Genomic DNA, 25,546 nt, shown 5'->3' on the forward strand with positions numbered 1-25,546 from the left:
AGAGAAGGTCTCCCCCTTCTCTTTTTTCTATTCTCTCTTGAATTTTCCTTGCCTTCTAATATTACCAACCACCCAAAAAATACGAGAAAACATTGTGGAGCAGAAAAAAATAAACTCAATTCAGTTGGATTTCTATATAGATGATTTCGGAGAAGCTTGCGGATTTTATAATCGCAGTAACGGGGAATCGCATCGAATGTGAACTACGCGGAGTAGGGATGTGTCCCGTACTCCGCGTTTGAAGCTTCGAAGGTGCAAGACCTAGGCTTGCACCGGTGCCCCCGTAACAGCGATTATAAAAAGAATCCGCAAGGATTCTAAGAAATCATCAGCACAAACCCAACTCCAGAAAACCCAAATTGAATCTAAGTACAATTTACATCCCCACCGTGCTCCACTTTGTTTTCACTTCTCGTATTTTTTTGATAGGTATGGTATACTAACCCTATGTTTAAAGAATTTCAAGGAGGCTCTTCCCAACATGGCTGAAGACAAAAAAACATTCTATTTAACGACTCCGATTTACTATCCGAGTGGTAATTTACATATTGGTCATGCCTATACAACTGTAGCCAGTGACGCAATGGTCCGCTACAAAAAATTGCAAGGTTTTGACACTTACTTTTTAACAGGAACAGATGAACACGGACAAAAAATCCAAGAAAAAGCGAAAGAAGCAGGCGTTTCAGAAATTGAATTCGTCGATAAAATCATTTTCGGCATTCAAGATTTATGGAAAGAGTTAGATATCTCTTACGATGATTTTATTCGTACGACTCAACCACGCCATACGAAAGCTGTTCAAAAGATTTTCCAAAAGCTTGTCGATAATGGAGATATCTACCTTGGTGAATACGAAGGTTGGTATTCTGTATCTGACGAAGAGTACTTCACAGAAACACAATTAGTCGAAGTATACCGCGATGCTGAAGGAAATATGATTGGTGGGGTTGCGCCAAGTGGACACGAAGTTGAGCTTGTCAAAGAAGAATCTTATTTCTTCAGAATGAGCAAATACGCTGACCGCTTATTGCAATACTACGAAGAACATCCAGATTTCATTCAACCAGAATCACGTAAAAACGAGATGATTAATAACTTCATCAAGCCAGGTTTGGAAGATTTAGCGGTTTCTCGTACGTCATTTGACTGGGGGATTCCAGTACCAAACGATCCAAAACACGTCGTTTATGTATGGATTGATGCCTTATCTAACTACATTACAGCACTAGGATATGGTAGCGATGATGAAACATTATTCAACCGTTACTGGCCTGCAGATGTGCATTTTATCGGAAAAGAAATCGTTCGTTTCCATACGATTTACTGGCCAATTATGTTAATGGCCTTAGATTTACCATTACCGAAGAAAATCTTCGCACATGGATGGTTATTGATGAAAGACGGTAAAATGTCTAAATCAAAAGGAAATGTGGTCGATCCGAACACACTAATCGAACGTTATGGCTTAGATGCACTTCGTTACTATTTACTACGTGAAGTGCCATTCGGTTCTGATGGAATTTTCACTCCAGAATCATTCGTAGAACGAATTAACTATGACTTAGCCAATGACTTAGGAAACTTATTAAACCGTACAGTTGCGATGATTAATAAGTATTTCGATGGAACCATTCCTGCATACACTGCACCGGTTTCAAGCTTTGACCAAGAATTAGTCGATGCTTCAAAAGCGATGATCGTGGAAGTCGAAGAAGCGATGGAAAACATGCAATTCTCAGTAGCGCTTGCTGCAATCTGGAAATTTGTCTCTCGTACGAATAAATATATCGACGAAACAACTCCTTGGGCCGCTGTAAAAGATGAAGCACGCCAAGAAGAATTAGCACGTACAATGAATTACTTAGCAGAAAGCTTACGAATCATTGCCGTTGCCTTACAACCATTCTTAACGCAAACTCCTGGCGAAATCTTGGCACAATTAGGAATTACAGATAGTGCTTTAATGGATTACCCTTCATTACACACATTTGGCGTGATTCCTGAAGGAACTAAGGTGGTTGAAAAAGGTCAACCAATCTTCCCACGTTTAGATGTGGAAGAAGAAGTGGCTTACATCCAATCTAAAATGGGTGGAGCGCCAGTCGAAGAAGAAAACACAGACTGGAACCCAGAAGAAGTGGAACTTTCAAGCGAAAAAGAAAGTATTAAATACGACGACTTCGACAAGATTGAATTAAAAGTCGCAGAAGTTATCGAGTGCGGACCAGTAGAAGGAGCAGATAAATTGCTTCAATTCCGCTTAGACGCTGGAGATGCTGGTGGTCACCGTCAAATCCTTTCAGGCATTGCGGAATGGTACCCAGATCCAAGTATTTTCGTTGGTAAGAAAGTCGTGATTGTTGCGAACTTGAAACCACGTAAAATGCGTGGACAAATCAGCCAAGGGATGATTCTTTCGGCTGAAAAAGATGGCGTTCTTCAAGTGGTGTTTGCACCAGAAGGAATGCCAAACGGCTCAACCGTAGCTTAATAGAATAAAAATAAAAAGGGGACCCTTCGGATGCGAAGAAAGGCATTTGAAGGGTCTTTTTTTAGAAGGAGGACAAATGAAAAAAGGTGTATTAACAGGGCTGCTTCTTTTTGGATTTTTCTTTGGAGCAGGTAATTTAATTTTTCCGCCAAGCTTAGGTTATCAATCTGCTGAGCAATTTTGGCCAGCAGTCATCGGATTTATCGTTTCTGGGGTAGGGCTTGCGATTGGAACGTTATTAATTGGAACAGTGATTAATGGTGGATTCAAGAAAGAATTGGACGAAAAGATTCATCCAATCTTCTCATTGGCATTTTTAGTAGTATTATATTTATCCATTGGACCTTTCTTTGCAATTCCGCGTACAGCAACGGTATCCTACAACATCGGGGTAGCGCCGTTCTTACCGGATTCTAATTCAGGGCTTCTAATTTACGCAGCGATTTACTTTGCGGTAGCCTTTTTCTTGGCGTATAACCGTTCATCGCTCTTATCCAGCATCGGTAAAATCTTAACACCGATTTTTGCAGGATTAATTTTAATCTTAGTGGTCGTTGGTGCGTTTAAATATGGACAAACGTCACCAGAATTAGTAGGACAAACAACTCTAACCGCATCGACCGCTTTTGGAAATGGTTTTGTGGAAGGTTATAATACTTTAGATGCCTTAGCAGCCGTAGCCTTCTCAGTCGTTGCCGTAAACACGCTAAAAGAGTTTCATTTCAACTCTAAAAAAGAATACATGCATACCATCATGAGTGTGGGATTTGTAACAGCGATTGGATTCAGCGTATTGTATATCGGACTTGCCTTCCTTGGAAATCACTTCAATGTGGCAAGCGCCCTAGCACAAGATTCAACACTAAACGTAGGGTCTTACGTATTAACAATGGCTTCACGCGAGTTATTTGGGACATTCGGACAAGCCTTCTTAGCGGTGATGGTCGTGATTACTTGCTTGACAACAACAGTAGGATTAATCGTATCAGTAGGGGAGTTCTTCGAAGAAACATTCCCACGCTTCTCTTATAAAGTGTATGCGACTGTCTTTACATTTATCGGATTTGGTGTGGCAACGCTTGGTCTTCAAACGATTATCGCATTCTCACTTCCAGTATTGATGATTTTATATCCAATTACAGTTGTGATTGCGTTCTTCGTTTTAGTAAATAAGAAAGTGACGTTTTCTAAGAGTGGAATGCAGCTAACGGTTGCCTTGACAACGATTATTTCAACGGTTTCCAGTGTTGCTTCTGCATTGAAATTAGAAGGGTTAGTAAAAGCTTTGGAAATTCTTCCACTGCAAAGCTTGTCACTGGGATGGATGGGACCGGCGCTGATTGGTATTTTAATCGCGCTCATCTTACCGGACAAAATAAAGGGCGAAGCATTCGACTTCGAAGCATTTCAAACAAAATAAATAGTGCATAGATGATTACTTTGTATCCTTACGGATGTCTTCATAGTAATGGAAATAACTGTACCGGAAAGAGCCTAGGTCTCTTTGCCTACCGAACTTCAAAGGGCGTCAAGTTGATGAATCAACTGACGCCCTAATTCATTTCGGTTACGTTCGTTATTTCCATTACTATAGAATCCGTAGGATACTGCGTAATCATCTATTTAATTTGTGTTTTTTATTTTGTGGAAATGCTTTGAAGTTGTCATTAAGAGGATAGGGTCTCCTAGGATTAGTTCGCACTTTTAAGGATATCTTCATAGGAATGGAAATAACTGTACCGGTGAGAGCCAAGGTCTCTTTGCCTACCGAACTTCAAAGGGCGTCATGTTGATAAAATCAACAGACGACCTAATTCATTTCGGTTACACTCGTTATTTCCATTCCTATAGAATCCGTAAGTTACTCCGTAATCATCTATATAGTTTGTGCTTTTGTTTTGTAGAAGTGCTGTGTAGTCTTTAAAAAAGTTCTAATAAAAAGATAAATTCGTTCTAAACAAGAAAAACACCGACTGGGATTCCAGTCGGTGCTTTTGCATCTAAATGGCTTCGATAAAGTGTTCGGAATTTTTTTCCCACATATCTGGACTAAATCTAGCTTTTTGGGGATTGAGAATCTTCTGATAAAGACGAACCGTGCTTCCATCTTCAATTGTATACGAGTATTCATATAAAAAATCAGTACGTTTGGCGAAATCACAAGAGTCTTCATGGTCACTTGCAATTTGTATTGAAAGGCTCGGAATTCCTTGTTGAACGAGGTACGGCTGAATTAATTGAAAAGCTTCAATCAAAACATCACGTTGCCAGTATTCTTGCAATAATGCGAAATCCATTAGATTGTTTTGCTCTGTGGAGACTTTCATAAAGCCAATTGGAAGGTCGTAATTCTTCATTTCGATGATAAAAAAGTACGGAGAATTCGCGATTAGTCGTGTATAAAAGTTCTCTGCATTTAAGTGAGACGGTGCAGATACCCATGGAAGGTTAGACGTTGCTAAAGGATCATTTAGCAATGACTTGATAATTTCCATGTCAGTTTCGTGAAAGGGCCTAAGAGTGATACGTTGTGATTCTAGTGTAGGTACGTTCATAATCGTTACCCCCTTTCTCTACCTGCATTATAGTCGTAATCTGTTGGAAAGTAAAGGGTGCAAATTGCTTTTATAACAATAATGAAAAGGGTTCCGAAAATATCTGAAAGAAACGGATATTTTCCTATTTCTTTGATAGAAGTTGTCAAATTCTGGTGACATTTGTTTATCGTGACTTTAGTCATGGTACTTCGTGACTGGAGGGCCTACAGAGTGACCTTGGTTTTTGATAAAGTTAAATCATCAAGAACAAGTACGGAGGCAGACCATGATTAAAGTACATCAAATTAGCAAACGTTTTGGAAACAAGACAGCATTAAACCAAATTGAATTCAATGTTGATAAAGGAGAAATTTTTGGGTTCTTAGGACCAAGTGGAGCGGGGAAGACAACTCTCATCAATATTTTAACTGGACAATTGAAAGCTGATGAAGGAACGACAGAGCTCCTTGGAAAAGAAACGAAGAATTTAGCGCCAGAAGATTTAGCGCATATCGGATTAGTCGGAGATTCGAGTGGATACTATGAAAAATTGTCCCTCGAGAAAAACCTCATCGTTTACGCAAAAATATATGGACTTCCGAATAGTCGAGTTGATGAAGTATTAGAACAAGTAGGACTACTGGATAGTAAAAAGGTGATTGCAGAAAAACTTTCTACAGGGATGCGCCAAAGAATGTTTCTAGCAAGAGCGCTTCTCAACAAACCAGAATTACTCTTTTTAGATGAACCGACGAGTGGTTTAGATCCAATGACCTCTCAAAAAATCCACCGATTATTAAATGAGCTGAAGGAAAGTGGGACAACGATTTTCCTTACAACGCATGACATGGTGGAAGCAACCGAGATGTGTGATCGCATTTCCTTGCTTAACCAAGGGGACTTAGTAGAAATTGGAACACCACGAGATATTATTCAAAAATACAATAAAGAAAAACGAGTGAAAGTAACGTTTAAAGACCATACTGAAAAAGTAGTGCCTTTTGAAGCGTTAAAAGAGCAAGACTTAACGACAGTAGAAATGATGCACTCGATGGAACCAACCCTTGAAGAAATCTTTATTCAATTGACAGGAGAGAAATTAAATGATTAGAAGAATTAGCGCCTTAATTTGGCTACGTACACAAATGATTTTAAGCAATGGAGCAATGCTGTTCCAAATTATTTTCCCATATGCTTTACTCTTTCTCTATGATCGATTTTTAAATCCAGACCATGACCCAAGCAAATCGCTTCAAATCTTGTTTATCATGTTACCGCTCGCGTTTAGTTTATCTATGGGAACTATGATTACGATTATGTTGGCGGAAGAAAAAGAGAAAAAGAACTTGAAAACCTTATTCCTTAGTGGAATTCATTCAGCGGAGTATCTAATCTCCATCTTATTCTATCCAATTATCCTTGGCTGCATTACGATTGTTAGCTTCCCGCTCATTTTAAATGTGAATCTTTCGAATCATTTAGTGGAATATGTAGTAGTGATGATAAGTGTTGCTATCTGTGTTATCTTAGTGAATTTATTAGTGGGGGCAGTGACCGATACTCAAGCGAAAGCGCAAGTGAATGGAGTCATTCCGATGATGGCTGTTGCATTTCTACCGATGTTCTCTCAATTTAGTGAGTCTATTTCAAAAGTGGCTCATTACACATTCATGGGGAACTTTATCGATTTCTTCTTAGATAAAGAATTCACGTTGAATTTCCAAAGCATGCTCGTTCCAATTGCGTGGATGGCTGTTCTCATTGTATTAAACTTCCTCTTATTGAAACCAAAAGCTCAAAATTAGACTATAAAATCTCAAGAAGAGTAGTTTTACTTCTTATAGTAAAACTGCTCTTTTTTGTGTTTCATGATTTTTCAGAGTGAATTAGCTATTTTTTCCAAAAGTTTACATGAATAGATGGTATGTTAAAAGAAACGGCACAATGAAGTAGCGAATGAATGCCATTTAAATTGGGCCGAATCGATGTACATTTCTGATTTTTTCTATTTTATAATGAGGATAGAAAGGAGACATAATGATTGATTTAAAAGCGCTTGTCCTATTTATGACCTTGATGAACTATCAAGAATTATCATTGTATGAACTTTCAGTAAAAGTAGGATTCTCTATAAAAGAGGTCAAAGAGGTGATTGATTATTTACACGCTTATTTGGAGAAGAAAAATATAGACCTTAGATGCGCAAAAGGAAAGTATTTTTTAGAGAAGAATGATCAGCAACTGACGGATATTGTTCAGTCGAAAGAATTAGTCTTGCCAAAGGAAACAAGATTAGCCTTGATTTATCTTTATACGTTTTGCCGGATGGAATATATTTCCAACAGTCACTATCAAGACTTCCTAAAAGTGAGCAAAAACACCACCTTGTCCGATATTCAGTCGCTGAGAAAACTGATGACGAAAAACGAACTAGAACTAGGCTATAGCCGTGCTAAGGGATATACCTTAATCGGAGAGGAATGGAAGAAGCATCAACTGGCCTTCAAGATGGTGGGGGAACTCTTAAATTCACCGATTGGGCTATGGGGATTGGATTATGTACTGACTAGTTGGGCGCATAATGTTCGCTATGAAGTGATTGAGCAAATTGTAAAAGATTATTATAATCATCTCCAATTAACGCCGATTGCAGATCAATTAAAAGAATGTATTTATGATGTGGTCTTTGTGCTATGTCGCTACCAAAGAAATGTAGATCCTGTCGTTTTTTCTAAGACGCTAGTTTCTCCGGCGATAGAAGTCTTATCGAAAATCTTATTAGAAACGATCCGTGATTTAGGAATTATCGACCGTCCATTTACGATAAATGACCGACAATATGTGTCGATTTTGCTGTCTAGCTGTTTTGAAGGTGAAGTTGATTCAAACTTTGAGTACTTTAATGAATTGACGGATAAAATTATCCAGAAAATGGAAGAAGTCTCGCTTCTGCAGTTCCAACAGAAAAGAACTTTAAAAGAAAACTTGAAGAAGCACCTCATTCCAGCCTACTATCGGTTGAAATTTGGGATTCCAAGTACAAATGATTATACGCAAACGATTAAAGAGAATTATCCAGATTTATTCGAGTTGGTGAAATCATCCCTATCGCCACTCGAACAGGATATCGGGACAACTATCTCTGAAAGTGAGACCGCTTACTTTGTGGCGCATTTTGGTGGCTATTTGAAGGCAGACCATCCGAAGTCTTCTTTACACTATAAAGCTGTGATTATTTGCCCAAATGGTGTGAGCTCTTCTTTAATGGTGAAAGAAAATCTATCTTTTCTCTTCCCTCAAATTGAATTTGTGAGAAATATAAAACTAGAAGATTTGGTTGAGAAAGAAACGAAGGACTTCGATATGATATTCTCCACGGTTAAAGTTCATACGACCAAGCCGAATTATTTAGTATCGGTCATGCCTTCCCAGGAGCAAAATATTCATCTAGTGAATCTAGTCCAAAAAGACTTTCCAGAAATGAGCTTTCAAGATAGAGCAGTAGATGAACTGCTTGCCATTGTACGCCAATATGCGGTCGTGACGAATGAGTCAGGACTTGGATTTGCTTTGAAGAAATACTTGAAATATGACATTAAGAGAAAGGAGAATCTACCATTGTTAGATGAATTATTAACAAAGGAAACCTATCAATATAGCCAAGAAAAAATGGATTGGAAAGACGCCATTCGTTTTGCAGCAGCTCCGCTACTAGGGCAACAAAAGATAACCGCTCATTACCCGGAAGCAATGATTCAGAAGGTAGAAGAATTTGGGCCCTTCATTAATCTAGGAAAAGGAATCGCCATTCCTCACGCTAGACCTGATGACGGGGTCAATGAAGTAGGAATGTCCATGTTAGTGCTAGAACAACCAACGTATTTACTGGATGATCCGACACAGGAAATTCGACTGCTTATCTGTATTGCTGCGGTGGATAATGAAACCCATTTGAAGGCTTTAGCTCATTTGACGACCATCTTAAGAGATAACGAGAGCGTGCAAAAGTTATTAGCTTCCAAAAACTATGATGAAATCAAAAATATTATTAAACAGGAGGTTTAAAAGATGTTACGAATCGGTACAGCTTGTGGTTCAGGTTTAGGATCAAGTTTCATGGTTCAAATGAATATTGAATCGGTTCTAAAGGAACTCGGAGTTACAAATGTAGAGGTGGAACATTACGATTTAGGAGGAGCCAATCCTAATGATGCGGATATTTGGATTGTTGGACGAGATTTAGCAGATTCGTCTGGCCACTTAGGAGATGTCAGAATCCTCAACAGCATCATTGATATGGATGAGTTAAAGGAATTAGTCACTCGTATTTGCCAAGAAAAAGGCCTTATTTAGAAGGAGGAAATGAAAATGAAATTTCTTTTAGATATCGTTAGTACTCCAGCCATATTGGTTGCCTTAATTGCCGTTATCGGTTTAATTCTTCAAAAGAAAAGCTTACCGGATATTATGAAGGGCGGCATTAAAACATTCGTCGGATTCTTAGTGGTTTCCGGTGGGGCAGGCATTATTCAAAATTCATTAAACCCATTTGGAAAAATGTTTGAACATGCGTTTAATTTATCAGGGGTTGTTCCAAATAACGAAGCCATCGTTGCTGTGGCCTTAACGACATATGGTTCTTCTACAGCAATGATTATGTTTGCCGGAATGGTCTTCAATATTTTGATTGCTCGTTTCACTCGATTTAAATACATTTTCTTAACAGGTCACCATACGCTCTATATGGCGTGTATGATTGCTGTTATCTTGTCGGTTGCTGGATTTACGAATCTTCCATTAATCATACTTGGAGGATTAGCGCTAGGAATCATCATGAGTGTTTCTCCAGCCTTTGTTCAAAAATATATGGTGCAATTAACAGGAAATGACAAAGTAGCGCTAGGACACTTTAGTGCACTAGGATATTGGTTAAGTGGATTTTTAGGAAGTATCTTTGGAGATAAATCAAAATCAACAGAAGATATTCATTTTCCTAAGAGTTTAGCTTTCTTACGCGATAGCACAGTAAGTATCACCATTTCAATGACCATTATTTATGTGATTGTAGCTATTTTTGCAGGATCTACGTATATTGAACAAGAATTAAGCAATGGAACAAGCAGCCTAGTTTTCGCCTTACAATTAGCAGGACAATTTGCTGCAGGGGTCTTTGTCATCTTAGCAGGGGTACGTCTCATCCTTGGTGAAATCGTACCAGCGTTCAAAGGGATTTCTGAACGTCTGGTTCCAGATTCAAAACCAGCCCTTGACTGCCCAATCGTTTATCCATATGCTCCAAACGCTGTACTAATTGGATTTATTTCAAGCTTTGCGGGTGGATTGGCTAGTATGGTCATCATGATTCTTACAGGAAGCGTGGTCATTCTTCCTGGGGTGGTTCCTCACTTCTTCTGTGGTGCGACTGCCGGAGTTATCGGAAATGCTTCTGGTGGGGTTCGTGGAGCAACTATCGGGGCCTTCTTCCAAGGTGTATTAATTAGTTTCTTACCAGTATTCCTAATGCCAGTATTAGGCGGACTTGGATTTGAGGGTTCAACCTTCTCAGATGCCGACTTCGGACTTTCTGGTATCGTACTTGGAGTCTTAAATCAATTTGGTTCACAAGGAGGCATTATCATCGGTATTCTACTAATCTTAGTAGTCATGGTTGGTATTTCTTTTGTAAAGAAACCAGCGACTAAGGGGGAATAAAAATGGCCTTAAGCGAGAGTAGACGAAATGAACTGATTCGATTTGCCAAAGAAATTCGGATGAACACGCTAGAATGCCTGAATCATTTAGGGTTTGGGCATTATGGGGGAAGCTTGTCGGTTGTCGAAGTTTTAGCGGTCCTCTATAAAGAGGTGATGCCGATGACCCCTGATGAGTTTGCTAAGAAAGATAGAGACTACTTTGTGCTCTCTAAAGGTCATGCAGGACCTGCTTTATATAGTACTTTGCATTTGAAAGGATTTTTCGATAAGGAATTTCTACTATCGTTAAACCAAAATGGGACTCACCTTCCTTCGCATCCTGACCGTAATTTAACTCCTGGAATTGATATGACGACAGGATCTCTTGGACAAGGGATTAGCGCTGCAACAGGAATTGCATATGGGCAGAAGATTAAAGATGCCCCATATTACACTTATACCATTGTCGGAGACGGTGAATTAAACGAAGGACAATGTTGGGAAGCTATCCAATTTGCCTCTCACCATCAGTTGAATCGTTTTATCGTCTTTGTAGATGATAATAAGAAACAGTTAGATGGAAGAACCGCGGATATTTGTAATCCTCTTGATTTCGTGGAAAAATTTAAGGCGTTCGGCTTTGAAACGCTGAGAGTTGACGGCCAAGATGTTGAAGCCATTTTTGAAGCCATCGAACAATTAAAACAGTCCACCCTTCCATTTCCTAAGTGCATCGTACTCGATACAGTGAAAGGGCAAGGCGTCAAAGGTGTGGAACAGATTGAAGCGAACCACCATCTTCGCCCAACACCTGAACAAAAGGAAATGTTGAATCAAGCGGTTGAACAATTGAGAGAAGAATTGGAGGTTGGTTCATGATGCGAGAGACAAAAGAATTACGTTTAGTTTATCGTGACTTCCTTCTTGAAGCGAATCGAGAACATCCAGAGCTCGTCGTTTTAGAGGCCGATTTATCGAGCTCCATGGCGACGCATAAGCTTGGAGAGATTCTCGGAAAGAGATATATCAATGTAGGGATTATGGAAGCTGAGATGGTAGGAGTTGCCGCAGGACTATCGATTTTAGGATTTAAGCCGTACTTGCACACCTTTGGACCGTTTGCGACTAGACGCGTTTTCGACCAATTGTTTTTATCGCTAGGATATGCACAACTGGATGCGACAGTAATTGGTTCAGATGCCGGAGTGACCGCGGAAATGAACGGCGGCACACATATGCCATTTGAAGAAATTGGACTAACCAGGTTGATCCCTGGTGCGACGATTTTCGAAGTGAGTGATGATATTCAACTCCATGCGGTATTGAGGCAGACCTTGAATCTGAAAGGTTTGAAATATGTTCGAACTATTCGAAAAGCACCCGAAGCCATCTATCAAGGCGAGGAGGACTTTTCGAAAGGGTTTATCGAATTGAAATCTGGAGAAGATTTAGTTATTATCGCAACTGGCATTATGGTAGCGCCTTGTTTACGAATCTCAAGGGAACTCTCCAAGCAAGGACTGGATATTGGAGTGGTCGATTTATTTAGAGTGAAGCCATTACCGGAAGAATTGCTGGCTTTATATCGAGGGCTACCGATTCTCAGTGTCGAAAATCATAATCAAATCGGTGGAATCGGAAGCGCACTCTGTGAACTCTTTTCAACAGATTTGAATACTCCGGTCTATAGAATGGGAATTCAAGAACGATTTGGACAAGTCGGGAAGGTGGATTATCTTCTTAAAGAATACGGACTAGATGAAGCGAGTATAAAAGATAAAATCTTATCGATTCTTCACTATTAATGAAAAAGTTGCTTTTCTACAACTGTGGAAAAGCAACTTTTTTAATTGATGTTTAAACATAAAAAACATGAGAATGATAGGCTTTTTGGAGCAAAAAAGTATCCAAAAAAAGCAAGATGTAACATTTTTGTTACGTAACAAAAATGTTACACTCAAGAAAAATGGAGGTGTGTTTATGAGGTACAAACGCGAATTTACAAAGGAAAACTTTGAAGAATTAATGGAAATGCCATATGGGAGAATGGTAAAGGCAGCTGCGATTGTGCAACTGATTGAAGAAGAAGGGGTTACTCCGGAGATGATTGAAAAATGGGGAAGATTCGATGAAAAAGAAGGGGTTATGTATTTGGTCTTCGAAGCGGAAGATATTACGGAAGGGGTGAATGGCAGTGAGTTCCTTAAGAGAAGAAATATTCTCGATTATAGCTTCCCGCTATCCGAACTTTAAAGAGGATTTGGCAAAAGAACTAGCAAGACATCGAGCGTCATTACGTATTATTAAACTTCGTATGGAAAACAATTTAACTAGAGAGGAATATGCAAAGAAAGTAGGGTTTAAACGGACAGCTCTGGCTAGGTTGGAGCGTGGGGAAGGAACGCCTAATCTATCGACGTTGATTGAACTAGCATACAAAAATGGGTATGAGGTAGATATTCAGTTGAAACCTCAAAATTTCTAAGACGCATACTATTCCTCTTCATTTCTTGTCAGATTATCGTTTCTCTTGGGAGTTTGTTATAATACAAGAGTAGAATTGGAGGAATGAAAATGGCAATCTATCTTATTACTGGAGTGGTATTGGTGGCTCTGATCGCTTCCATGTGGCGGGATAATCGCAGCTTATGGAACCCCGCCCTCCTTATTATTGCGGTGTTTTTTGGATATTTATCAGTGGTTCAAGCGGTCTATGAATCTGGAAGCGAGGCAGGACATCTTTTCGTGTTAATGGTCGGATTTTTAGGCGTGCCCTTTTTAATTTTCCTAAGCGGCTTTTTCTTTATTTATAATGGAATCGTTCTTTTGAAGCGTGAGGGAAAATCTAAGTCGAATTTCTTATCGCTTGGTATGGGCTTTTTGATTTTACTATTCTTTGGCGTGATCATTATTCGTGCGCTCAATAATCAGTATTTTTATGAAAATCACTGGCTGAATATATTCTTGATCTTTTTTATCTACTCCTATGTTATTTTTGGGTTTGCCTTTTTTGGATTCCTATTTTACTCGATTTTGTATGTGTTTATTCCAAAGAGAAAACAGTATGATTTCATCATTATTCATGGGGCTGGATTATTAGACGGAGAACGAGTAACGCCGCTTTTAAAATGTCGGATAGATAAAGCAGTCGAGGCTTTTAAAAAATCAAAAAATCCAAATATCAAACTAATCGCAAGTGGCGGAAAAGGAGCCGATGAGAAGATTTCTGAAGCGCATGCGATTTTGAATTACTTAATGGAAGAAACGGATGTTCCAAGAGAGTCCGTATTGCTCGAAGAAGAGTCGAGAACGACCTATGAAAATTTATTATTCTCAAAACGATTAGGGGAAACATTCCTCAAAGAACCACGATTCTTATTTGTAACGAACGACTATCATGTCTTTCGAACCAGTACCTACGCTAAGATGATCGGCATGCAAGGGGATGGACTTGGTTGTACAACCGCGAGTTATTATATTCCTTCTGCTTTCATCCGGGAGTATGTTGCCCTTTGTGTGAAAATGAAATGGATGTTTATCGGATTTTACCTGCTTCTGGCAATGGCGATTACGCTCTCTTACAAAGGAATTTTATGGTAATAGCAGAGCTACTCTGACATGGTTAGAGTAGCTTTTTTGTATGGGGGATTGCCTTTTTATTTATGCTAAAAGACGGTATAATAGACGTGATAAACTCTGGAGGAACAGAAATGAAGAAAAACGAATTTTATACAGTAACCATTGAAGATTTAACGCATGAAGGACTGGGCGTTGGGAAGGTGGATGGATTCCCGTTATTTATCGAGAATAGTATTTCTGGTGAAGTCGTTCGTGTGAAGACGATGAAGATTGGAAAAAGCTATGGATACGCGCGTGTGGAGGAGTGGCTGGAAATGAGCCCGAACCGTGTTGATGTAAAAGACGCTCTTGGGACACGTGTGGGAACAATGCCGTTGCAACACATGACTTACGAGAGTCAGCTTGCCTTCAAGCAGCAACAAGTGAAAAATGTGATGACGAAAATCGCAAAGATGCCAGAATTAGAAGTGCGTAGGGCGCTTGGAATGGAGAGTGCGCTGGGCTACCGAAACAAGGCGCAAATTCCAGTACGTACGGTAGACGGTCTGCTGACGACAGGTTTCTTCAAGAAGAACTCGCATGACTTGATTCCGATGGAAAACTTCCATATTCAAGACCCTGAAATCGATCGCTTGATTGTGGCGGTGCGTGATATTTTAAGAAAGTATCCAGTGGTGGCATATGATGAAGCGAACCATACTGGAGACTTGAAGCATATTATTGTGCGACGAGGACTCCGTACGAAGCAAGTGATGATTATTTTCGTGACGAGAACAAAGGGGTTACCGCAAGCGGAGGCGATTGTCAGAGACATTACGGCGGCGCATCCGGAAGTCGTGTCTATCGTGCAAAACATCCAACCAAAGCCAACGAATGTCATCATGGGACGTGAGACGAAGGTGTTATTCGGGGAAGATGTGTACGAAGAGAAATTGTTCGAATTCACGTTCAAGATTAGCGCGCGTTCGTTCTTCCAAGTGAATACCGTGCAAACTGAAGTGCTTTATCAACAAGCCATCGACGCTGCGGACTTGAAGGGTGGAGAGACGGTCGTAGATGCATATTGCGGAATCGGGACGATGAGTTTGGCCTTTGCCCGCGATGCCAAGAAAGTCTATGCCATGGAAATCGTGGATGATGCGATTGTGATGGCCAAGGAAAATGCGAAGTTGAACGGCGTGACGAATGTGCACTTTGAAACGGGAGCGGCTGAGAAAATCATGCCACGCTGGAAGGAAGAAGGCATCCAGCCAGATGTGATTGTGGTGGATCCACCGCGCAAAGGACTCGACCTGGCTTTTATCGAAGCAGCGTGTGCAACGAGACCTGAACGCATCGTGTATGTGAGCTGTAATCCAGCAACACTTGCACGCGACCTTGTACACTTCAAGGAACGCGGTTACGAGGCGCAGTACGTGCAACCCGTGGATATGTTCCCGATGACTGCGCATATCGAGGTTGTAGGACTGCTGGAGAGAAAGGGATAAAGCCCACCGTTTCAGGGTTTACAAAAGACTTGATATTCGTCCTTTTTGAATTTTCGAGTGAAGTATAAATCTAACAGTCTGAAGTGATGTAGTACGAGGAGTAGGTGGTTCTGGTAGGGCGGAGCGAGTCACACAAGCTGTCAATAATATGTCTGAGTTTTTTGAGACAGACTTTGGAAAAAAGATTAGGGACAGTCTTAGAAAGACGAAGAAACAATATGACGGGCAAAGTGTTTATGAGGTGACTAAAGATATAGATGATATTTTGAAAAAAGGAGATGAGTTGTACTTAGAAGGTCTGCATAAAGATCATTTTGAGGTATTCAATAAAAGAGGTAAAGTAAAGGATGTTCTTAATCTTGATGGAACTTCTAATAGTAAAAAATTTAATTTAGCTTCTGGAAGGAGATTAAAATGATTAGTTCAGAGTTAAAAGATGTAATGAAACGATTGACTATTCTTAATGAGAATAATAAAGGTGTGCTACTTAGAGAAGAAAGTATCAGAGATATAGACAATACGATAAATATCTTTCTAAAAAAATATGAAGATCGTTTTTATGAAGGATTAAGATTGTTTAACAAGATAGACATTACTACAATTTCCTCTTCAGAGAATTCAGATTACACTATTGCTTTCTATAATCTATTAACTGGGATTAGGGGGATAATCGATTGTTTTGATGACTTTGATGATATTTTAGTTGAATTGAATAAAAACTTCATGTATCAAAGTGGCGAAATCACAAAAGAAGAATGGGAAAGTTCAGGGGAAGTAGTCTTGGATGACGAAGAAAATGAATTTGGAGATTGAAGAATAGATATTGATTCCTCGCTTTTTATGTTCACTAGGAGGAAGGCTAATGGGATTTTATGTCGATATTGCGGAGCTTCAGATTTCAAGAGTATCTATGATGGTATTTCGAGTCTCTATCGTCTGAGTGCTCCCTTAAGCAGCACCTTCTATACTAATACCCAGACAGCTCGGAAGTATGTTCAGGATACGAAGAATAAGGTCAATGCCTTTGATAAGATGAGGACAACCAGCAGTACGGAGCAACTTTTTAGTGCTTTAAGTAGCCAGATGGCAGCTGCTGGAAGAGTGAAGAGTCTGAGTTATAGCGATCCTGTTTTAACTAACTTTGTGGCGCATGAAGATCTCGGTAAAGCGATTTATGAGATGGATCAGCAGTATGGTATCTCTGCCAAGGACTTGGATTCTTACTACGACGAAGTCGTCAACCAGAAAGTCTTGAAAGATTGGTGTAGCATTTATGACAGCAAGTACTCGCCAAGCAACTATGGCGATATCAAAATTGAACCCCAGCGGGAGAATTGGTAGTAAGTTGTATAAGAAACTATGAAATAACTTTCAAACAGTTTTACTCATTTTTATTAGGGTGTTTGGAATAAGACAGTATACTTTTCGTTCAAAAGTGTTATTTAAATGTTGATTCATTCACTTTCATTCTACAATATAGAAGTTTGCTAGCACCACATGTGGAGTGCGTAGTGTTGCTACAACGAGCAGATACGTAGAAATCCTTTATTTCAAGCACTTTTACAAGTATATCGTCTTTACTGGTGAGGGGAAAAAATCAGAAATAAAGAGATTAAAAACTATATCAACGTTTCTGTAGTAATTGATATAGAGTGTGGAGACACAAGAAATGATTGATAGAATTTAAGTATATCAAAAGTTAATCGCTAATTAATTTTTTTGGTTCGATGAGCTTTATGGTCTATGGCATTGAATACCTGTAGAGTATAATGAATAAAGTAACTTCACGAAAAATCAATAAATAGTAATAAAAGGAGGGATGATAAATGTATGATTGTTCAAAAGAATTTAATAAATTTTATAGAACAAAGGTTGTGTTGCCAGCAAAGGAACAAAATGAATTAAGGAAAAAACGAAAATTGAATATCAAGAGACTAAAGGATGGATTGATAGAATATAACGAAGAAAAAAATAAAGATTATAAAATTGCTGAGGAAAGAATTCAAGGTAGCATGGCTATGCACACTATTACACAAAACGACGAAAGTGATTATGATATAGATGTTGGTATAGTATTTGAATCAGATAACCTCAATAATTTAGGACCTCTTGCAACCAGAAATATAGTCGCAGACGCATTAGAAAGAAAAACTAAACAATTTGCAGAAGAACCTGAGGTAAAAACAAGTTGTGTACGTTTAAAGTATATCTCAACAGGTTATCATGTAGATTTTGCCCTTTTTAAAAGATATAAAGAGTATTCATGGGAAGATGAATATATTTACGAACATGCTGGTTCAGAGTGGTCAGTTAGGCATATTAAGGCCCTAGAAGAGTGGTTTAACGAAGAAATAAAAAATACAGGAGATGACTTAAGGAAAGTCATTAGATTATCAAAAATGTTCTGCAAATCAAGAAAAACTTGGGCGAACATGCCCAGTGGTTTAATTCAAACCATCTTAAGTGCCGAAACACTTAACTCAAATTATTCTCGATTAGATGAAATATTCTACTATACTATGGAAGCTATTGTAAAACGTTTGAGTCTATATTTGGAGATTGCAGCTCCAGTAGACAATGGAAGACCATTAGTAACTCGAGAAATTGACTATCAAAGAATGAGAAATTGGAAAAGTCGTTTAGAAAGCAATTTGCAGAATTTAGAAATACTATTTGATGAAGATTGCACGTATAAAGATGCTATAAATGCTTGGTCGAAATTCTTTAATCACTCTTATTGGAATGAATTATATTCGTCAACAGTAAAAGAAAGTTATAGTGTAAGTAAAGCGTACGATTTTGATGATACGGAAGAATTTATTGAAAATATGTATCCCATTTATGAACAATATGATGTAACAATTGATTGTAAAGTATCTGGTAACGGCTTCTCAGTAATGCCAATTTCAGATTATTTAGATAAATTTACACCGAAACTTAAAAGATTTATACCGCATAACTTTTCTATTAAATGTAAAATTGGCTATACTAATTGTCCGTCCTACGATAAGATTTTATGGAAAGTTTTAAATGTAGGGACTGAAGCAGAACGTCGTAATGATATACGTGGTCAAATTCAAGATAACAGAGGCAATGAAATTACAGAGAATTCCAAATTCATTGGTGAACATTATATTGAATGCTATTTGATAAAAAACGGGGTATGCGTTGGTATTGGACATGTAGATGTTCCCATTGGAGGAAGTTGATTTGAGAGAATATAGTTACAGCACAAAAATATTGAAAATGCTATCATTATTAATTCTTTGTATTATAGGAATACTATGCATAATCTATTTTGAAATTAATGAAAATTCTATTGGTTCATCTTTAGGAGGTTTAGTAGCAGGATTTCTGCTTCCATATCTTTTTCCAAGCATTGTTGATTTGACCGATAATAAGAATTGGAAATCGACTCAGCGAAAATTATTAAGAGCTGGTTTAATAAAAAAAGATACAAATATTAGAATTTCTTTTGCTTACTTATACAGAATAAAAATTGATGGTCGATATTTTTTAGTGCAGAATAATAGAACAAAAAAATATCAGCCAGTCGGTGGTGCTTACAAATTCAAAATAGAAGAAGCAAACTATCTAGCAGAACATATTCCAGTTGAGAATGATAATCGAATTCCAGTAGATAAAATCACAGAAAGAGATTATAGATTATTGGTTAAGAGTAAATATTTGAGGAAATTTGTGAAAAGATTTGATAAAACCCCATATAGAGAGAATATAAATGACCTTAGCAGAGAGTTTTTTGAGGAAGTATTTTCAACAAGTATTTTAGATAAAAATGAGTTTGGAGATTTATCGTATAAATATTGTGGAAGACATATGACGAATGTTGAATATGGCAATGTATTTAACCATTATGAGTTACTTTTAGCAGATGTTGTTGAAGTTAGATTAACAGATAATCAAGAGGAGTTATTCAGAAATCTCATAGATAAAGACTCTATTAAATACCGATTTGCAACTTCTGATGAAATTAAGTCTTATGGCGTGGGATATGGAACTGATAAACTAACGGATAATATTGCTAACCACACTCCAAAAATTCTGAGTGAAAATACAGACAAGTTAATACTGAGAAATAGACATGAAAAAGTAATCAAAATAAAAGTTTAATATACAGTGAAATATTAAAGAATTTCTATCCAAGGTTTGTATGAAGAATTTAGATGAAAGAGACAGGCACAAATGTCAAACACATGGAGAAAATAAAAATATGGATAAAAATTTACAGGAAAATTTTTCGTTAGAATAACTGAACCAAGCATTGAGTTGAGTTTATCAAGGTAGTGTAAAATAAGTTGTGTAAACACAAAAAGAAATAAATCATACAACTAAACAAAAATGTCATGCTTGGTATTGTTATTGGTGTTATACTTTTAATATTTTTGCAGGCGCTTATTGCAAATATTACAACACCAAAAGTAGAAATCGTCGAAGATGTCGAATATATCCGCAAATTCCCTAAAGAACATTACAAAATCGATAATCTCAAAGATGACATCATCATCGGAAAATATCACCCTTCTGGTAACTACTATTTCGTAGTTTACAACGAAGATTCAAAGGATTTTGACATCAAAAAAGTTGAAGAGAAAGACTGGGAGCATCAAGAAATTAATCGATATGAAAGATAACGAATTTAAAGAGGTTGGGTAAAAGCGTATAGTGTCTGGCATTGAAAAAACTGATATTATGCGTTTTATTTTGGGGATATTTAATTCATTTATCTTGAAACTTAGTTTTACCCCTCTGGATTATTTATTAGTTGAATAAATAAGATAAGGAAAAAGAAATGCTCAAATCAGATTTGATAAACATTATAACTAAGATAGATAAAGATGATATAAATGAACGTTTGACAGGCAAGTTCTTTTTTTATTAAGATAATTGTAAGTAAAAAAGAACTGAGTATTTTCTGGTAAATTTCAAAAATAAAACCTTGATTTGACGCCATTTCTATCCTGTCCTTCCCGCAAACGTAGGAGAGACCCACTTGTGTTGAGGGCTTATCCCTTTTTAAATGAAAATAATACAAGTAGGACACTTTTAAAAATGATCTACTTTTTTATAAGTATTTTCATTATAAAGTTTAATTTTAAATAATAACTCTATCCCTTTCGTTCTATAATATAGAAGTTTGCTAGCATCACACGTGGAGACGGTAGTCTTGATGTCAAGGGTCAGGGGTTTATTGAGTGTTCAGGATAGATGTCGGGAAATTATAGAAGACACACGAATGCTTGCTGATATGCAACCAAAGATGACAAAAGTCATATAAATATGTCACGTTTGGTTGGTGGAAACAACGCACGCCCTCGGGTAAACTTAGTATAGAAACTACTGAAAGAGGGAGCGAAATGGAAGCGGTAAAAATCGTTTTAATAATTATCCTGATTATTGTCGCCATAGCTAGTATAGCATTCGGGATATATTGGTATCGAAATATTCATTGGTATGACAAATATGAAAAGGCGTTGAAGGAAGTTCATGTTGCTGAAAAGCAGGTCACATTACCGACAGGCAGTAACATCAATTATGGAGAGGTTGAGAATGACAAACCTCCGCTTCTCCTGATTCACGGACAGATGAGCATTTGGGAAGACTATGCGCTTGTCATGCCCGAGCTCAGTAGGAACTGGCATATTTACGCCGTCGATGTATACGGACATGGTGAATCATCACATGATGAAAGCCTCTATTATCTTGATGTGAACGGCGACGATCTGATTTGGTTTATCAACAATGTCATCGGGAAGCCTACAGTTGTTTCAGGGCATTCTAACGGAGCCATCACGGCGGCATATGTTGCGGCATACGGCGGTGAAAACATTGCTGGCGTGGTGCTTGAAGATCCTCCGATATTTTCGACGGAGGGAGAAGGCTGGGAGGACAGCTTTGCCTATAAGGACACGTTTAAGTCTTTGCATGAATACAATAAGTCAGACAAGACGGAGTGCTGGGAAGCTTATTACCTCCGTCACTGTTACTGGGGACAGCTGTTTATGAAAAACGCGATGCCCGGTATTGCAAATTATGCCCAGGGGTATCATGACAAGCATCCTGATAAAGCCGTAAAGATCGGATTCCTTCCTTCTTCCATATGGTCTGTGTTTGAATATGCAAGAGAGTATGATTTTGCATATGGGGAACGGTTTTACGACTTGAGCTGGAATCATGGTTTAAAGCATGAAGATATTCTGTCGGATATTGAAGTTCCTTGTGTGTACATCCATGCAAAAGAACAGGTGGCTTATGACGGAACTTACCTGTGCGCCGCATCGAGTGAACAGGCAGAGCGTGCCGTTTCATACATCGGAGAAAATTGCAGTCTTGTGGAGACAGATACAAGTGATCATGTAATACATACCGTTCATAGCGATTTTTATATCCAGTCAGTTAATTCATTACAGAAATGAGGAATTTGGTTTGCTGAAAGAGAATCTGATTATGCTGCGAAAATTAAAAGACTTTTCGCAGGAGGAAATAGCAGAGAAAATAGATATTTCCCGTCAGGCATATGGAAAATGGGAGAGCGGTGAGACAATACCGGATATAGAGAAGTGCGCCATTCTGGCTGACGTCTACGGGGTCACTATTGACAGTCTGATCCGGGAACATCGTGTAGAGAATACGCCTTTAGCACCGACACCTGCCGGTAAGCATATATTCGGGACAGTCGCAATAAGCGAACGTGGCCAGATCGTGATTCCTAAAGAAGCGCGGGAATTGTTCGGGCTGACCGGCGGATGCAAGCTGGTGATTCTTGGAGATGAGAATGAAGGGTTGGCTTTGATCAGGGCCGACAAATTTGAGACAAAGATAAAAGACTTCCTTGCAAATGCTGGGATGGATACCAACAAGTGAAAAAATATAGATCACAAATGAAAGAGAGCAAGCGCCCTTACGGTTAATCCCAAGGGCAGCTTGCTCTTATTCTGTAATATCGACGCTTACACCGGATTTGAATTCGACCGTAAAGTGGTCGGCGAAAACGGTGACCTTTTCGATGAGATGTCTAACAATCTCCTCGTCGAAGTCTGTGACCTCTGTTGCCTGCTGGCCGATGAAGTCCTGCAGTTCCTTGATCCGCTTCATGGATTCTTCGCGGCTGTTTCTGTCGACGGTAGCTTGCTCCCTTAGCCGTAAGATCTCGTCCGCGATAAGAATATATCTTTGATAAAAACGGAGAAAAGATAAAAATTAAAAGTGGAAACTATAAATCAAGAAAAGTAAATCTAAATGATTGGAACGAACCTGACAAGGCGATTAAGCGTGGAGAGAAACCAAGTGTAATTGCACAGATTAAAAAGTACCAAGAGCAACAGGAAAAATACGAAAAGAAAAAAGAGAGAACAAAAGATAATTATAGGAATTCAAAAAGGGAAGATGTTTTAACTTTATTAGGGGACTTTCAAGCACCGTAGGAAGCTGATATAGAAAAAATACCTAAAAATGATATAATGTTAAGATAGATAAATAAATTTTAAAGCAGTCCAGTAAATTATTTTTGAATAAATTATATAATCTTAGTTTTATATTCAAGATGACGAAATTAAAGAAATTTACTCTAATGCTATGGATATCGGATATAATACTCCAGAGATAAATGGTACGACCAAAATGAAGCACCATATGCGTTGTTTTATAGAGGAAATGATGGAATATATACATATTTCTCGTTGGGTCAAAGCCAGTTTTTTTGTATTATACCGGTAACAAAAAATATACTTGAGGAGTATTCAAATAAAGATGTTAAGTTATTTGAAGTTAAAAAGTAAATGACTACAAGCGTTAAAATATTGTGATGGAATGCTACTAAACTATAAGAATAGATAAATCTAAATTTGTTGAGGAGAGAATATGGATTTTAATAGGATGATTCCTGAATTATCAGTTTTTGATATTGGTCGGACTAAAAAATTTTATAGTGAATTAGGATTTAAAATTGAATATGAACGTTCTGAAGATAAATTTGTTTTCATATCTTTTCAAGATAGTCAGTTTATGTTTGAACAAATTCACGATGATGGTTGGAATATAGGTGAGTTAGTATATCCTTTAGGAAGAGGAATAAATTTTTCAATAGCTGTCGATAATATTGAAGAACTTTATCAATTAGTGAAGAGTTTGAATATAGAATTATACAGAGAACTAACTAGAAACATATATCAAGTTAATGGAATAGAAGAAACGCAAATAGAGTTTTTAATACAAGATCCAAACGGGTATTTGTTAAGATTTACAAATTAACAAATGTCAATTTAGCGAGAAATGATAATTTGAATTTATAGAGAATTATCAAAAAGAGCTAAGAAAGAGTCATTCTACAAAGTTTAAGCTCATTAAAGAATTAGAAGGTCAGTTAATAGAAGCTTTGATAGCTGAAATTCAAATTTATGAAGAGAAGCAGCCTAATGGACAGTGGCTAAAGTCAATTACTTTCAAGTTTCCTATCATAGACGAAGATTTGAATATAGATTTGGACAATAATGAGCAAGTTGAGTGTATAGCGTTGCTTGTGCGAGATGAGGCAACAGCGAAGTAAAAATTGAGTATATTGATATTTCCAGCACCAGATGGAGGGGAAACGATGCATCATATTGAGATTTATGTAAGTAATTTAGAGAACACCAAGGAATTCTATTCTTGGATACTGAGCGTTTTAGGTTTTGAGTTGTTCCAAGTATGGAAAGACGGATTTTCCTATAAAAAGGACGAATTTTATATTGTTTTTGTACAGACAAAAGAAAAGTATCTTAATAACAAATACAATAGATGTAATATTGGCTTAAATCACCTTGCTTTCCGTTGTCAAACTAAGGATAAAATCGATCAAATTCGGAAGAATCTTATTCAGAGAAATATAGTTTTGCTTTATGATGATAAATATCCATATGCCGGTGGTGCTGAACATTATGCAGTCTATTTTGAAGATCCGGATAGGATTAAAATAGAAATTTGCTTGGATGAACTTAAAAATTTTCAGTAATGATCATCAATGCTAAATTTTAGTTTGTAGAGGTAAACCCTTTTAACGATAACCTTATGCTATCGTTAAAAAGAGTTAAATCGTGAAAATCCTCCATCGTAAGCAATTTTACAAACAGCTGGAATTTAAGGAGAGAAAAATGGTTTTAGAAGCGGAAAGATTGATTCTTCGTCCATGGGAAGAAAAAGATGCCCATGATTTATTTCAATATGCCAGTAATCCAGAGGTTGGTCCGATTACAGGTTGGCCAGTACATACTAGTGTTGAAAACAGTAGGGAGATAATAAAAAGTGTTCTTTCAGCACCTGAGACATACGCCATCGTTTTAAAAGAAACCATGCAGCCAGTGGGTAGCATAGGATTGATGATTGGCTCTGCAAGTCATATAGGGATTCCTGATACGGAGGCGGAGATTGGTTACTGGATAGGAGTTCCGTATTGGGGTCAGGGTCTTATCCCAGAAGCAGTTCGAGAGATAATGAGACATGCATTTGATGACTTGAATCTGGAGAAATTGTGGTGCGGTTATTTTGACGGCAATACAAAGTCACAGAGAGTTCAGGAAAAATGCGGCTTCCGTTATCATCATACAAAAGAGAACGTTCCATGTGCTTTGGAAGGTGTTCTTCGCACAGAACATATAACCTGTTTATCAAAGCCAGAATGGATTTCATTTAAGTAAATCACTGCTTGTACGAGCTGAGGCATCAGTGAAGTAGAAGTAGATGTTTCATTAATGTGACAAGGTA

The 25,546-nt window shown here is 37.9% G+C and carries 26 protein-coding genes and 1 pseudogene; 25 read left to right on the plus strand and 2 right to left on the minus strand.

Annotated elements, in window-relative coordinates:
* The first annotated feature begins 436 nt into the window (after window positions 1-436).
* Both metG and brnQ read left to right on the plus strand, forming a co-directional pair.
* Complete coding sequence (gene metG / locus NQ540_RS01100) at window positions 437-2,494, plus strand: methionine--tRNA ligase (protein WP_223429391.1); 2,058 nt, start codon at window positions 437-439, stop codon at window positions 2,492-2,494.
* 76 nt (window positions 2,495-2,570) lie between these two features.
* Window positions 2,571-3,914 (plus strand): branched-chain amino acid transport system II carrier protein, encoded by a 1,344-nt coding sequence (gene brnQ / locus NQ540_RS01105; protein WP_039849249.1) that lies wholly within the window; start codon window positions 2,571-2,573, stop codon window positions 3,912-3,914.
* 580 nt (window positions 3,915-4,494) lie between these two features.
* On the opposite strand, the gene NQ540_RS01110 is transcribed toward brnQ, so the two are convergent.
* Window positions 4,495-5,049, minus strand: coding sequence for a GNAT family N-acetyltransferase (locus NQ540_RS01110; RefSeq protein ID WP_005607707.1), 555 nt, complete (start codon window positions 5,047-5,049; stop codon window positions 4,495-4,497).
* Between the two features lie 268 nt (window positions 5,050-5,317).
* On the opposite strand from NQ540_RS01110, the gene NQ540_RS01115 reads away from it, so the two are divergent.
* The 19 genes from NQ540_RS01115 (at window position 5,318) to NQ540_RS01205 (ending at window position 22,672) form a co-directional block, all read left to right on the plus strand.
* Window positions 5,318-6,142 carry an ABC transporter ATP-binding protein gene (locus NQ540_RS01115; RefSeq protein WP_005607705.1) on the plus strand — a complete coding sequence of 275 codons (825 nt, stop codon included), beginning with the start codon at window positions 5,318-5,320 and terminating at the stop codon, window positions 6,140-6,142.
* Window positions 6,135-6,836: an ABC transporter permease gene (locus tag NQ540_RS01120; protein WP_005607703.1), complete on the plus strand. Its 702-nt coding sequence runs from the start codon at window positions 6,135-6,137 to the stop codon at window positions 6,834-6,836. The genes NQ540_RS01115 and NQ540_RS01120 overlap by 8 nt, the downstream gene beginning before the upstream one ends.
* 232 nt (window positions 6,837-7,068) lie before the next feature.
* Complete coding sequence (locus NQ540_RS01125; RefSeq protein WP_005607702.1) at window positions 7,069-9,096, plus strand: BglG family transcription antiterminator; 2,028 nt, start codon at window positions 7,069-7,071, stop codon at window positions 9,094-9,096.
* A gap of 3 nt (window positions 9,097-9,099) precedes the next feature.
* On the plus strand, window positions 9,100-9,384 hold the full coding sequence (locus tag NQ540_RS01130; protein WP_005607700.1) for a PTS sugar transporter subunit IIB: 285 nt from the start codon (window positions 9,100-9,102) through the stop codon (window positions 9,382-9,384).
* A gap of 15 nt (window positions 9,385-9,399) precedes the next feature.
* Window positions 9,400-10,743: a PTS ascorbate transporter subunit IIC gene (locus tag NQ540_RS01135; protein WP_039849248.1), complete on the plus strand. Its 1,344-nt coding sequence runs from the start codon at window positions 9,400-9,402 to the stop codon at window positions 10,741-10,743.
* A gap of 2 nt (window positions 10,744-10,745) precedes the next feature.
* Window positions 10,746-11,603: a transketolase gene (locus tag NQ540_RS01140; protein ID WP_005607696.1), complete on the plus strand. Its 858-nt coding sequence runs from the start codon at window positions 10,746-10,748 to the stop codon at window positions 11,601-11,603.
* Window positions 11,600-12,529, plus strand: a complete 930-nt coding sequence (locus NQ540_RS01145; protein ID WP_005607694.1) for a transketolase family protein — start codon at window positions 11,600-11,602, stop codon at window positions 12,527-12,529. Before NQ540_RS01140 ends, NQ540_RS01145 begins: the two co-directional genes overlap by 4 nt.
* Before the next feature lie 175 nt (window positions 12,530-12,704).
* Window positions 12,705-12,977, plus strand: a complete 273-nt coding sequence (locus NQ540_RS01150; protein WP_039849247.1) for a hypothetical protein — start codon at window positions 12,705-12,707, stop codon at window positions 12,975-12,977.
* Between the two features lie 7 nt (window positions 12,978-12,984).
* A complete protein-coding gene (locus NQ540_RS01155; RefSeq protein ID WP_050755108.1) occupies window positions 12,985-13,209 on the plus strand; it encodes a helix-turn-helix transcriptional regulator in 225 nt (74 codons plus the stop codon).
* A 95-nt stretch (window positions 13,210-13,304) separates the two neighbouring features.
* Window positions 13,305-14,324, plus strand: coding sequence for a YdcF family protein (locus NQ540_RS01160; protein ID WP_039849290.1), 1,020 nt, complete (start codon window positions 13,305-13,307; stop codon window positions 14,322-14,324).
* 110 nt (window positions 14,325-14,434) lie between these two features.
* Complete coding sequence (gene rlmD / locus NQ540_RS01165; RefSeq protein WP_039849246.1) at window positions 14,435-15,790, plus strand: 23S rRNA (uracil(1939)-C(5))-methyltransferase RlmD; 1,356 nt, start codon at window positions 14,435-14,437, stop codon at window positions 15,788-15,790.
* A gap of 148 nt (window positions 15,791-15,938) precedes the next feature.
* Window positions 15,939-16,208, plus strand: a complete 270-nt coding sequence (locus NQ540_RS01170; protein ID WP_005607684.1) for a hypothetical protein — start codon at window positions 15,939-15,941, stop codon at window positions 16,206-16,208.
* Window positions 16,205-16,603: a hypothetical protein gene (locus NQ540_RS01175; protein ID WP_004262746.1), complete on the plus strand. Its 399-nt coding sequence runs from the start codon at window positions 16,205-16,207 to the stop codon at window positions 16,601-16,603. The genes NQ540_RS01170 and NQ540_RS01175 overlap by 4 nt, the downstream gene beginning before the upstream one ends.
* Before the next feature lie 366 nt (window positions 16,604-16,969).
* Entirely contained in the window at window positions 16,970-17,131 is a 162-nt protein-coding gene (locus tag NQ540_RS01180; RefSeq protein ID WP_259912642.1) for a TipC family immunity protein, read from the plus strand.
* 485 nt (window positions 17,132-17,616) lie between these two features.
* Window positions 17,617-18,999, plus strand: a complete 1,383-nt coding sequence (locus NQ540_RS01185; RefSeq protein ID WP_005607678.1) for a nucleotide-binding domain-containing protein — start codon at window positions 17,617-17,619, stop codon at window positions 18,997-18,999.
* Window position 19,000: 1 nt separating this feature from the next.
* On the plus strand, window positions 19,001-19,921 hold the full coding sequence (locus NQ540_RS01190; RefSeq protein ID WP_039849245.1) for an SMODS-associated NUDIX domain-containing protein: 921 nt from the start codon (window positions 19,001-19,003) through the stop codon (window positions 19,919-19,921).
* A gap of 233 nt (window positions 19,922-20,154) precedes the next feature.
* Window positions 20,155-20,442 (plus strand): hypothetical protein, encoded by a 288-nt coding sequence (locus NQ540_RS01195; RefSeq protein ID WP_005607674.1) that lies wholly within the window; start codon window positions 20,155-20,157, stop codon window positions 20,440-20,442.
* 723 nt (window positions 20,443-21,165) lie between these two features.
* Window positions 21,166-22,224, plus strand: a complete 1,059-nt coding sequence (locus tag NQ540_RS01200; protein ID WP_005607672.1) for an alpha/beta fold hydrolase — start codon at window positions 21,166-21,168, stop codon at window positions 22,222-22,224.
* A 31-nt stretch (window positions 22,225-22,255) separates the two neighbouring features.
* Complete coding sequence (locus tag NQ540_RS01205; protein ID WP_005607670.1) at window positions 22,256-22,672, plus strand: helix-turn-helix domain-containing protein; 417 nt, start codon at window positions 22,256-22,258, stop codon at window positions 22,670-22,672.
* Between the two features lie 66 nt (window positions 22,673-22,738).
* On the opposite strand, the gene NQ540_RS01210 is transcribed toward NQ540_RS01205, so the two are convergent.
* Window positions 22,739-22,903 carry a hypothetical protein gene (locus NQ540_RS01210; RefSeq protein WP_005607666.1) on the minus strand — a complete coding sequence of 55 codons (165 nt, stop codon included), beginning with the start codon at window positions 22,901-22,903 and terminating at the stop codon, window positions 22,739-22,741.
* Between the two features lie 765 nt (window positions 22,904-23,668).
* On the opposite strand from NQ540_RS01210, the gene NQ540_RS01215 reads away from it, so the two are divergent.
* The 4 genes and pseudogenes from NQ540_RS01215 to NQ540_RS01230 all read left to right on the plus strand — a co-directional run bounded on the left by NQ540_RS01215 (window position 23,669) and on the right by NQ540_RS01230 (window position 25,479).
* Entirely contained in the window at window positions 23,669-24,058 is a 390-nt protein-coding gene (locus NQ540_RS01215; protein ID WP_005607663.1) for a bleomycin resistance protein, read from the plus strand.
* A 37-nt stretch (window positions 24,059-24,095) separates the two neighbouring features.
* A pseudogene (locus NQ540_RS01220) lies at window positions 24,096-24,353 on the plus strand (recombinase family protein); the annotation flags it as partial.
* A 45-nt stretch (window positions 24,354-24,398) separates the two neighbouring features.
* Window positions 24,399-24,797 carry a VOC family protein gene (locus NQ540_RS01225; protein ID WP_039849244.1) on the plus strand — a complete coding sequence of 133 codons (399 nt, stop codon included), beginning with the start codon at window positions 24,399-24,401 and terminating at the stop codon, window positions 24,795-24,797.
* A 139-nt stretch (window positions 24,798-24,936) separates the two neighbouring features.
* The gene (locus NQ540_RS01230; protein ID WP_039849243.1) at window positions 24,937-25,479 is read left to right on the plus strand and encodes a GNAT family N-acetyltransferase; all 543 of its coding nucleotides are present in this window, start codon (window positions 24,937-24,939) and stop codon (window positions 25,477-25,479) included.
* Window positions 25,480-25,546 lie beyond the last annotated feature (67 nt).

Source organism: Granulicatella adiacens ATCC 49175, from assembly GCF_025150565.1.
Lineage (GTDB): Bacteria > Bacillota > Bacilli > Lactobacillales > Aerococcaceae > Granulicatella > Granulicatella adiacens.

Excerpts from the sequence above, each read along its gene's own strand:
- brnQ (WP_039849249.1), top strand. The coding sequence starts at position 2,571 with ATGAAAAAAGGTGTATTAACAGGGCTGCTTCTTTTTGGATTTTTCTTT.
- NQ540_RS01110 (WP_005607707.1), bottom strand. The coding sequence starts at position 5,049 with ATGAACGTACCTACACTAGAATCACAACGTATCACTCTTAGGCCCTTT.
- NQ540_RS01115 (WP_005607705.1), top strand. The coding sequence starts at position 5,318 with ATGATTAAAGTACATCAAATTAGCAAACGTTTTGGAAACAAGACAGCA.
- NQ540_RS01120 (WP_005607703.1), top strand. The coding sequence starts at position 6,135 with ATGATTAGAAGAATTAGCGCCTTAATTTGGCTACGTACACAAATGATT.
- NQ540_RS01125 (WP_005607702.1), top strand. The coding sequence starts at position 7,069 with ATGATTGATTTAAAAGCGCTTGTCCTATTTATGACCTTGATGAACTAT.
- NQ540_RS01130 (WP_005607700.1), top strand. The coding sequence starts at position 9,100 with ATGTTACGAATCGGTACAGCTTGTGGTTCAGGTTTAGGATCAAGTTTC.
- NQ540_RS01135 (WP_039849248.1), top strand. The coding sequence starts at position 9,400 with ATGAAATTTCTTTTAGATATCGTTAGTACTCCAGCCATATTGGTTGCC.
- NQ540_RS01140 (WP_005607696.1), top strand. The coding sequence starts at position 10,746 with ATGGCCTTAAGCGAGAGTAGACGAAATGAACTGATTCGATTTGCCAAA.
- NQ540_RS01145 (WP_005607694.1), top strand. The coding sequence starts at position 11,600 with ATGATGCGAGAGACAAAAGAATTACGTTTAGTTTATCGTGACTTCCTT.
- NQ540_RS01150 (WP_039849247.1), top strand. The coding sequence starts at position 12,705 with ATGAGGTACAAACGCGAATTTACAAAGGAAAACTTTGAAGAATTAATG.
- rlmD (WP_039849246.1), top strand. The coding sequence starts at position 14,435 with ATGAAGAAAAACGAATTTTATACAGTAACCATTGAAGATTTAACGCAT.
- NQ540_RS01170 (WP_005607684.1), top strand. The coding sequence starts at position 15,939 with ATGTCTGAGTTTTTTGAGACAGACTTTGGAAAAAAGATTAGGGACAGT.
- NQ540_RS01175 (WP_004262746.1), top strand. The coding sequence starts at position 16,205 with ATGATTAGTTCAGAGTTAAAAGATGTAATGAAACGATTGACTATTCTT.
- NQ540_RS01180 (WP_259912642.1), top strand. The coding sequence starts at position 16,970 with ATGGATCAGCAGTATGGTATCTCTGCCAAGGACTTGGATTCTTACTAC.
- NQ540_RS01185 (WP_005607678.1), top strand. The coding sequence starts at position 17,617 with ATGTATGATTGTTCAAAAGAATTTAATAAATTTTATAGAACAAAGGTT.
- NQ540_RS01195 (WP_005607674.1), top strand. The coding sequence starts at position 20,155 with ATGCTTGGTATTGTTATTGGTGTTATACTTTTAATATTTTTGCAGGCG.
- NQ540_RS01200 (WP_005607672.1), top strand. The coding sequence starts at position 21,166 with ATGGAAGCGGTAAAAATCGTTTTAATAATTATCCTGATTATTGTCGCC.
- NQ540_RS01205 (WP_005607670.1), top strand. The coding sequence starts at position 22,256 with ATGCTGCGAAAATTAAAAGACTTTTCGCAGGAGGAAATAGCAGAGAAA.
- NQ540_RS01210 (WP_005607666.1), bottom strand. The coding sequence starts at position 22,903 with ATGAAGCGGATCAAGGAACTGCAGGACTTCATCGGCCAGCAGGCAACA.
- NQ540_RS01215 (WP_005607663.1), top strand. The coding sequence starts at position 23,669 with ATGGATTTTAATAGGATGATTCCTGAATTATCAGTTTTTGATATTGGT.
- NQ540_RS01225 (WP_039849244.1), top strand. The coding sequence starts at position 24,399 with ATGCATCATATTGAGATTTATGTAAGTAATTTAGAGAACACCAAGGAA.
- NQ540_RS01230 (WP_039849243.1), top strand. The coding sequence starts at position 24,937 with ATGGTTTTAGAAGCGGAAAGATTGATTCTTCGTCCATGGGAAGAAAAA.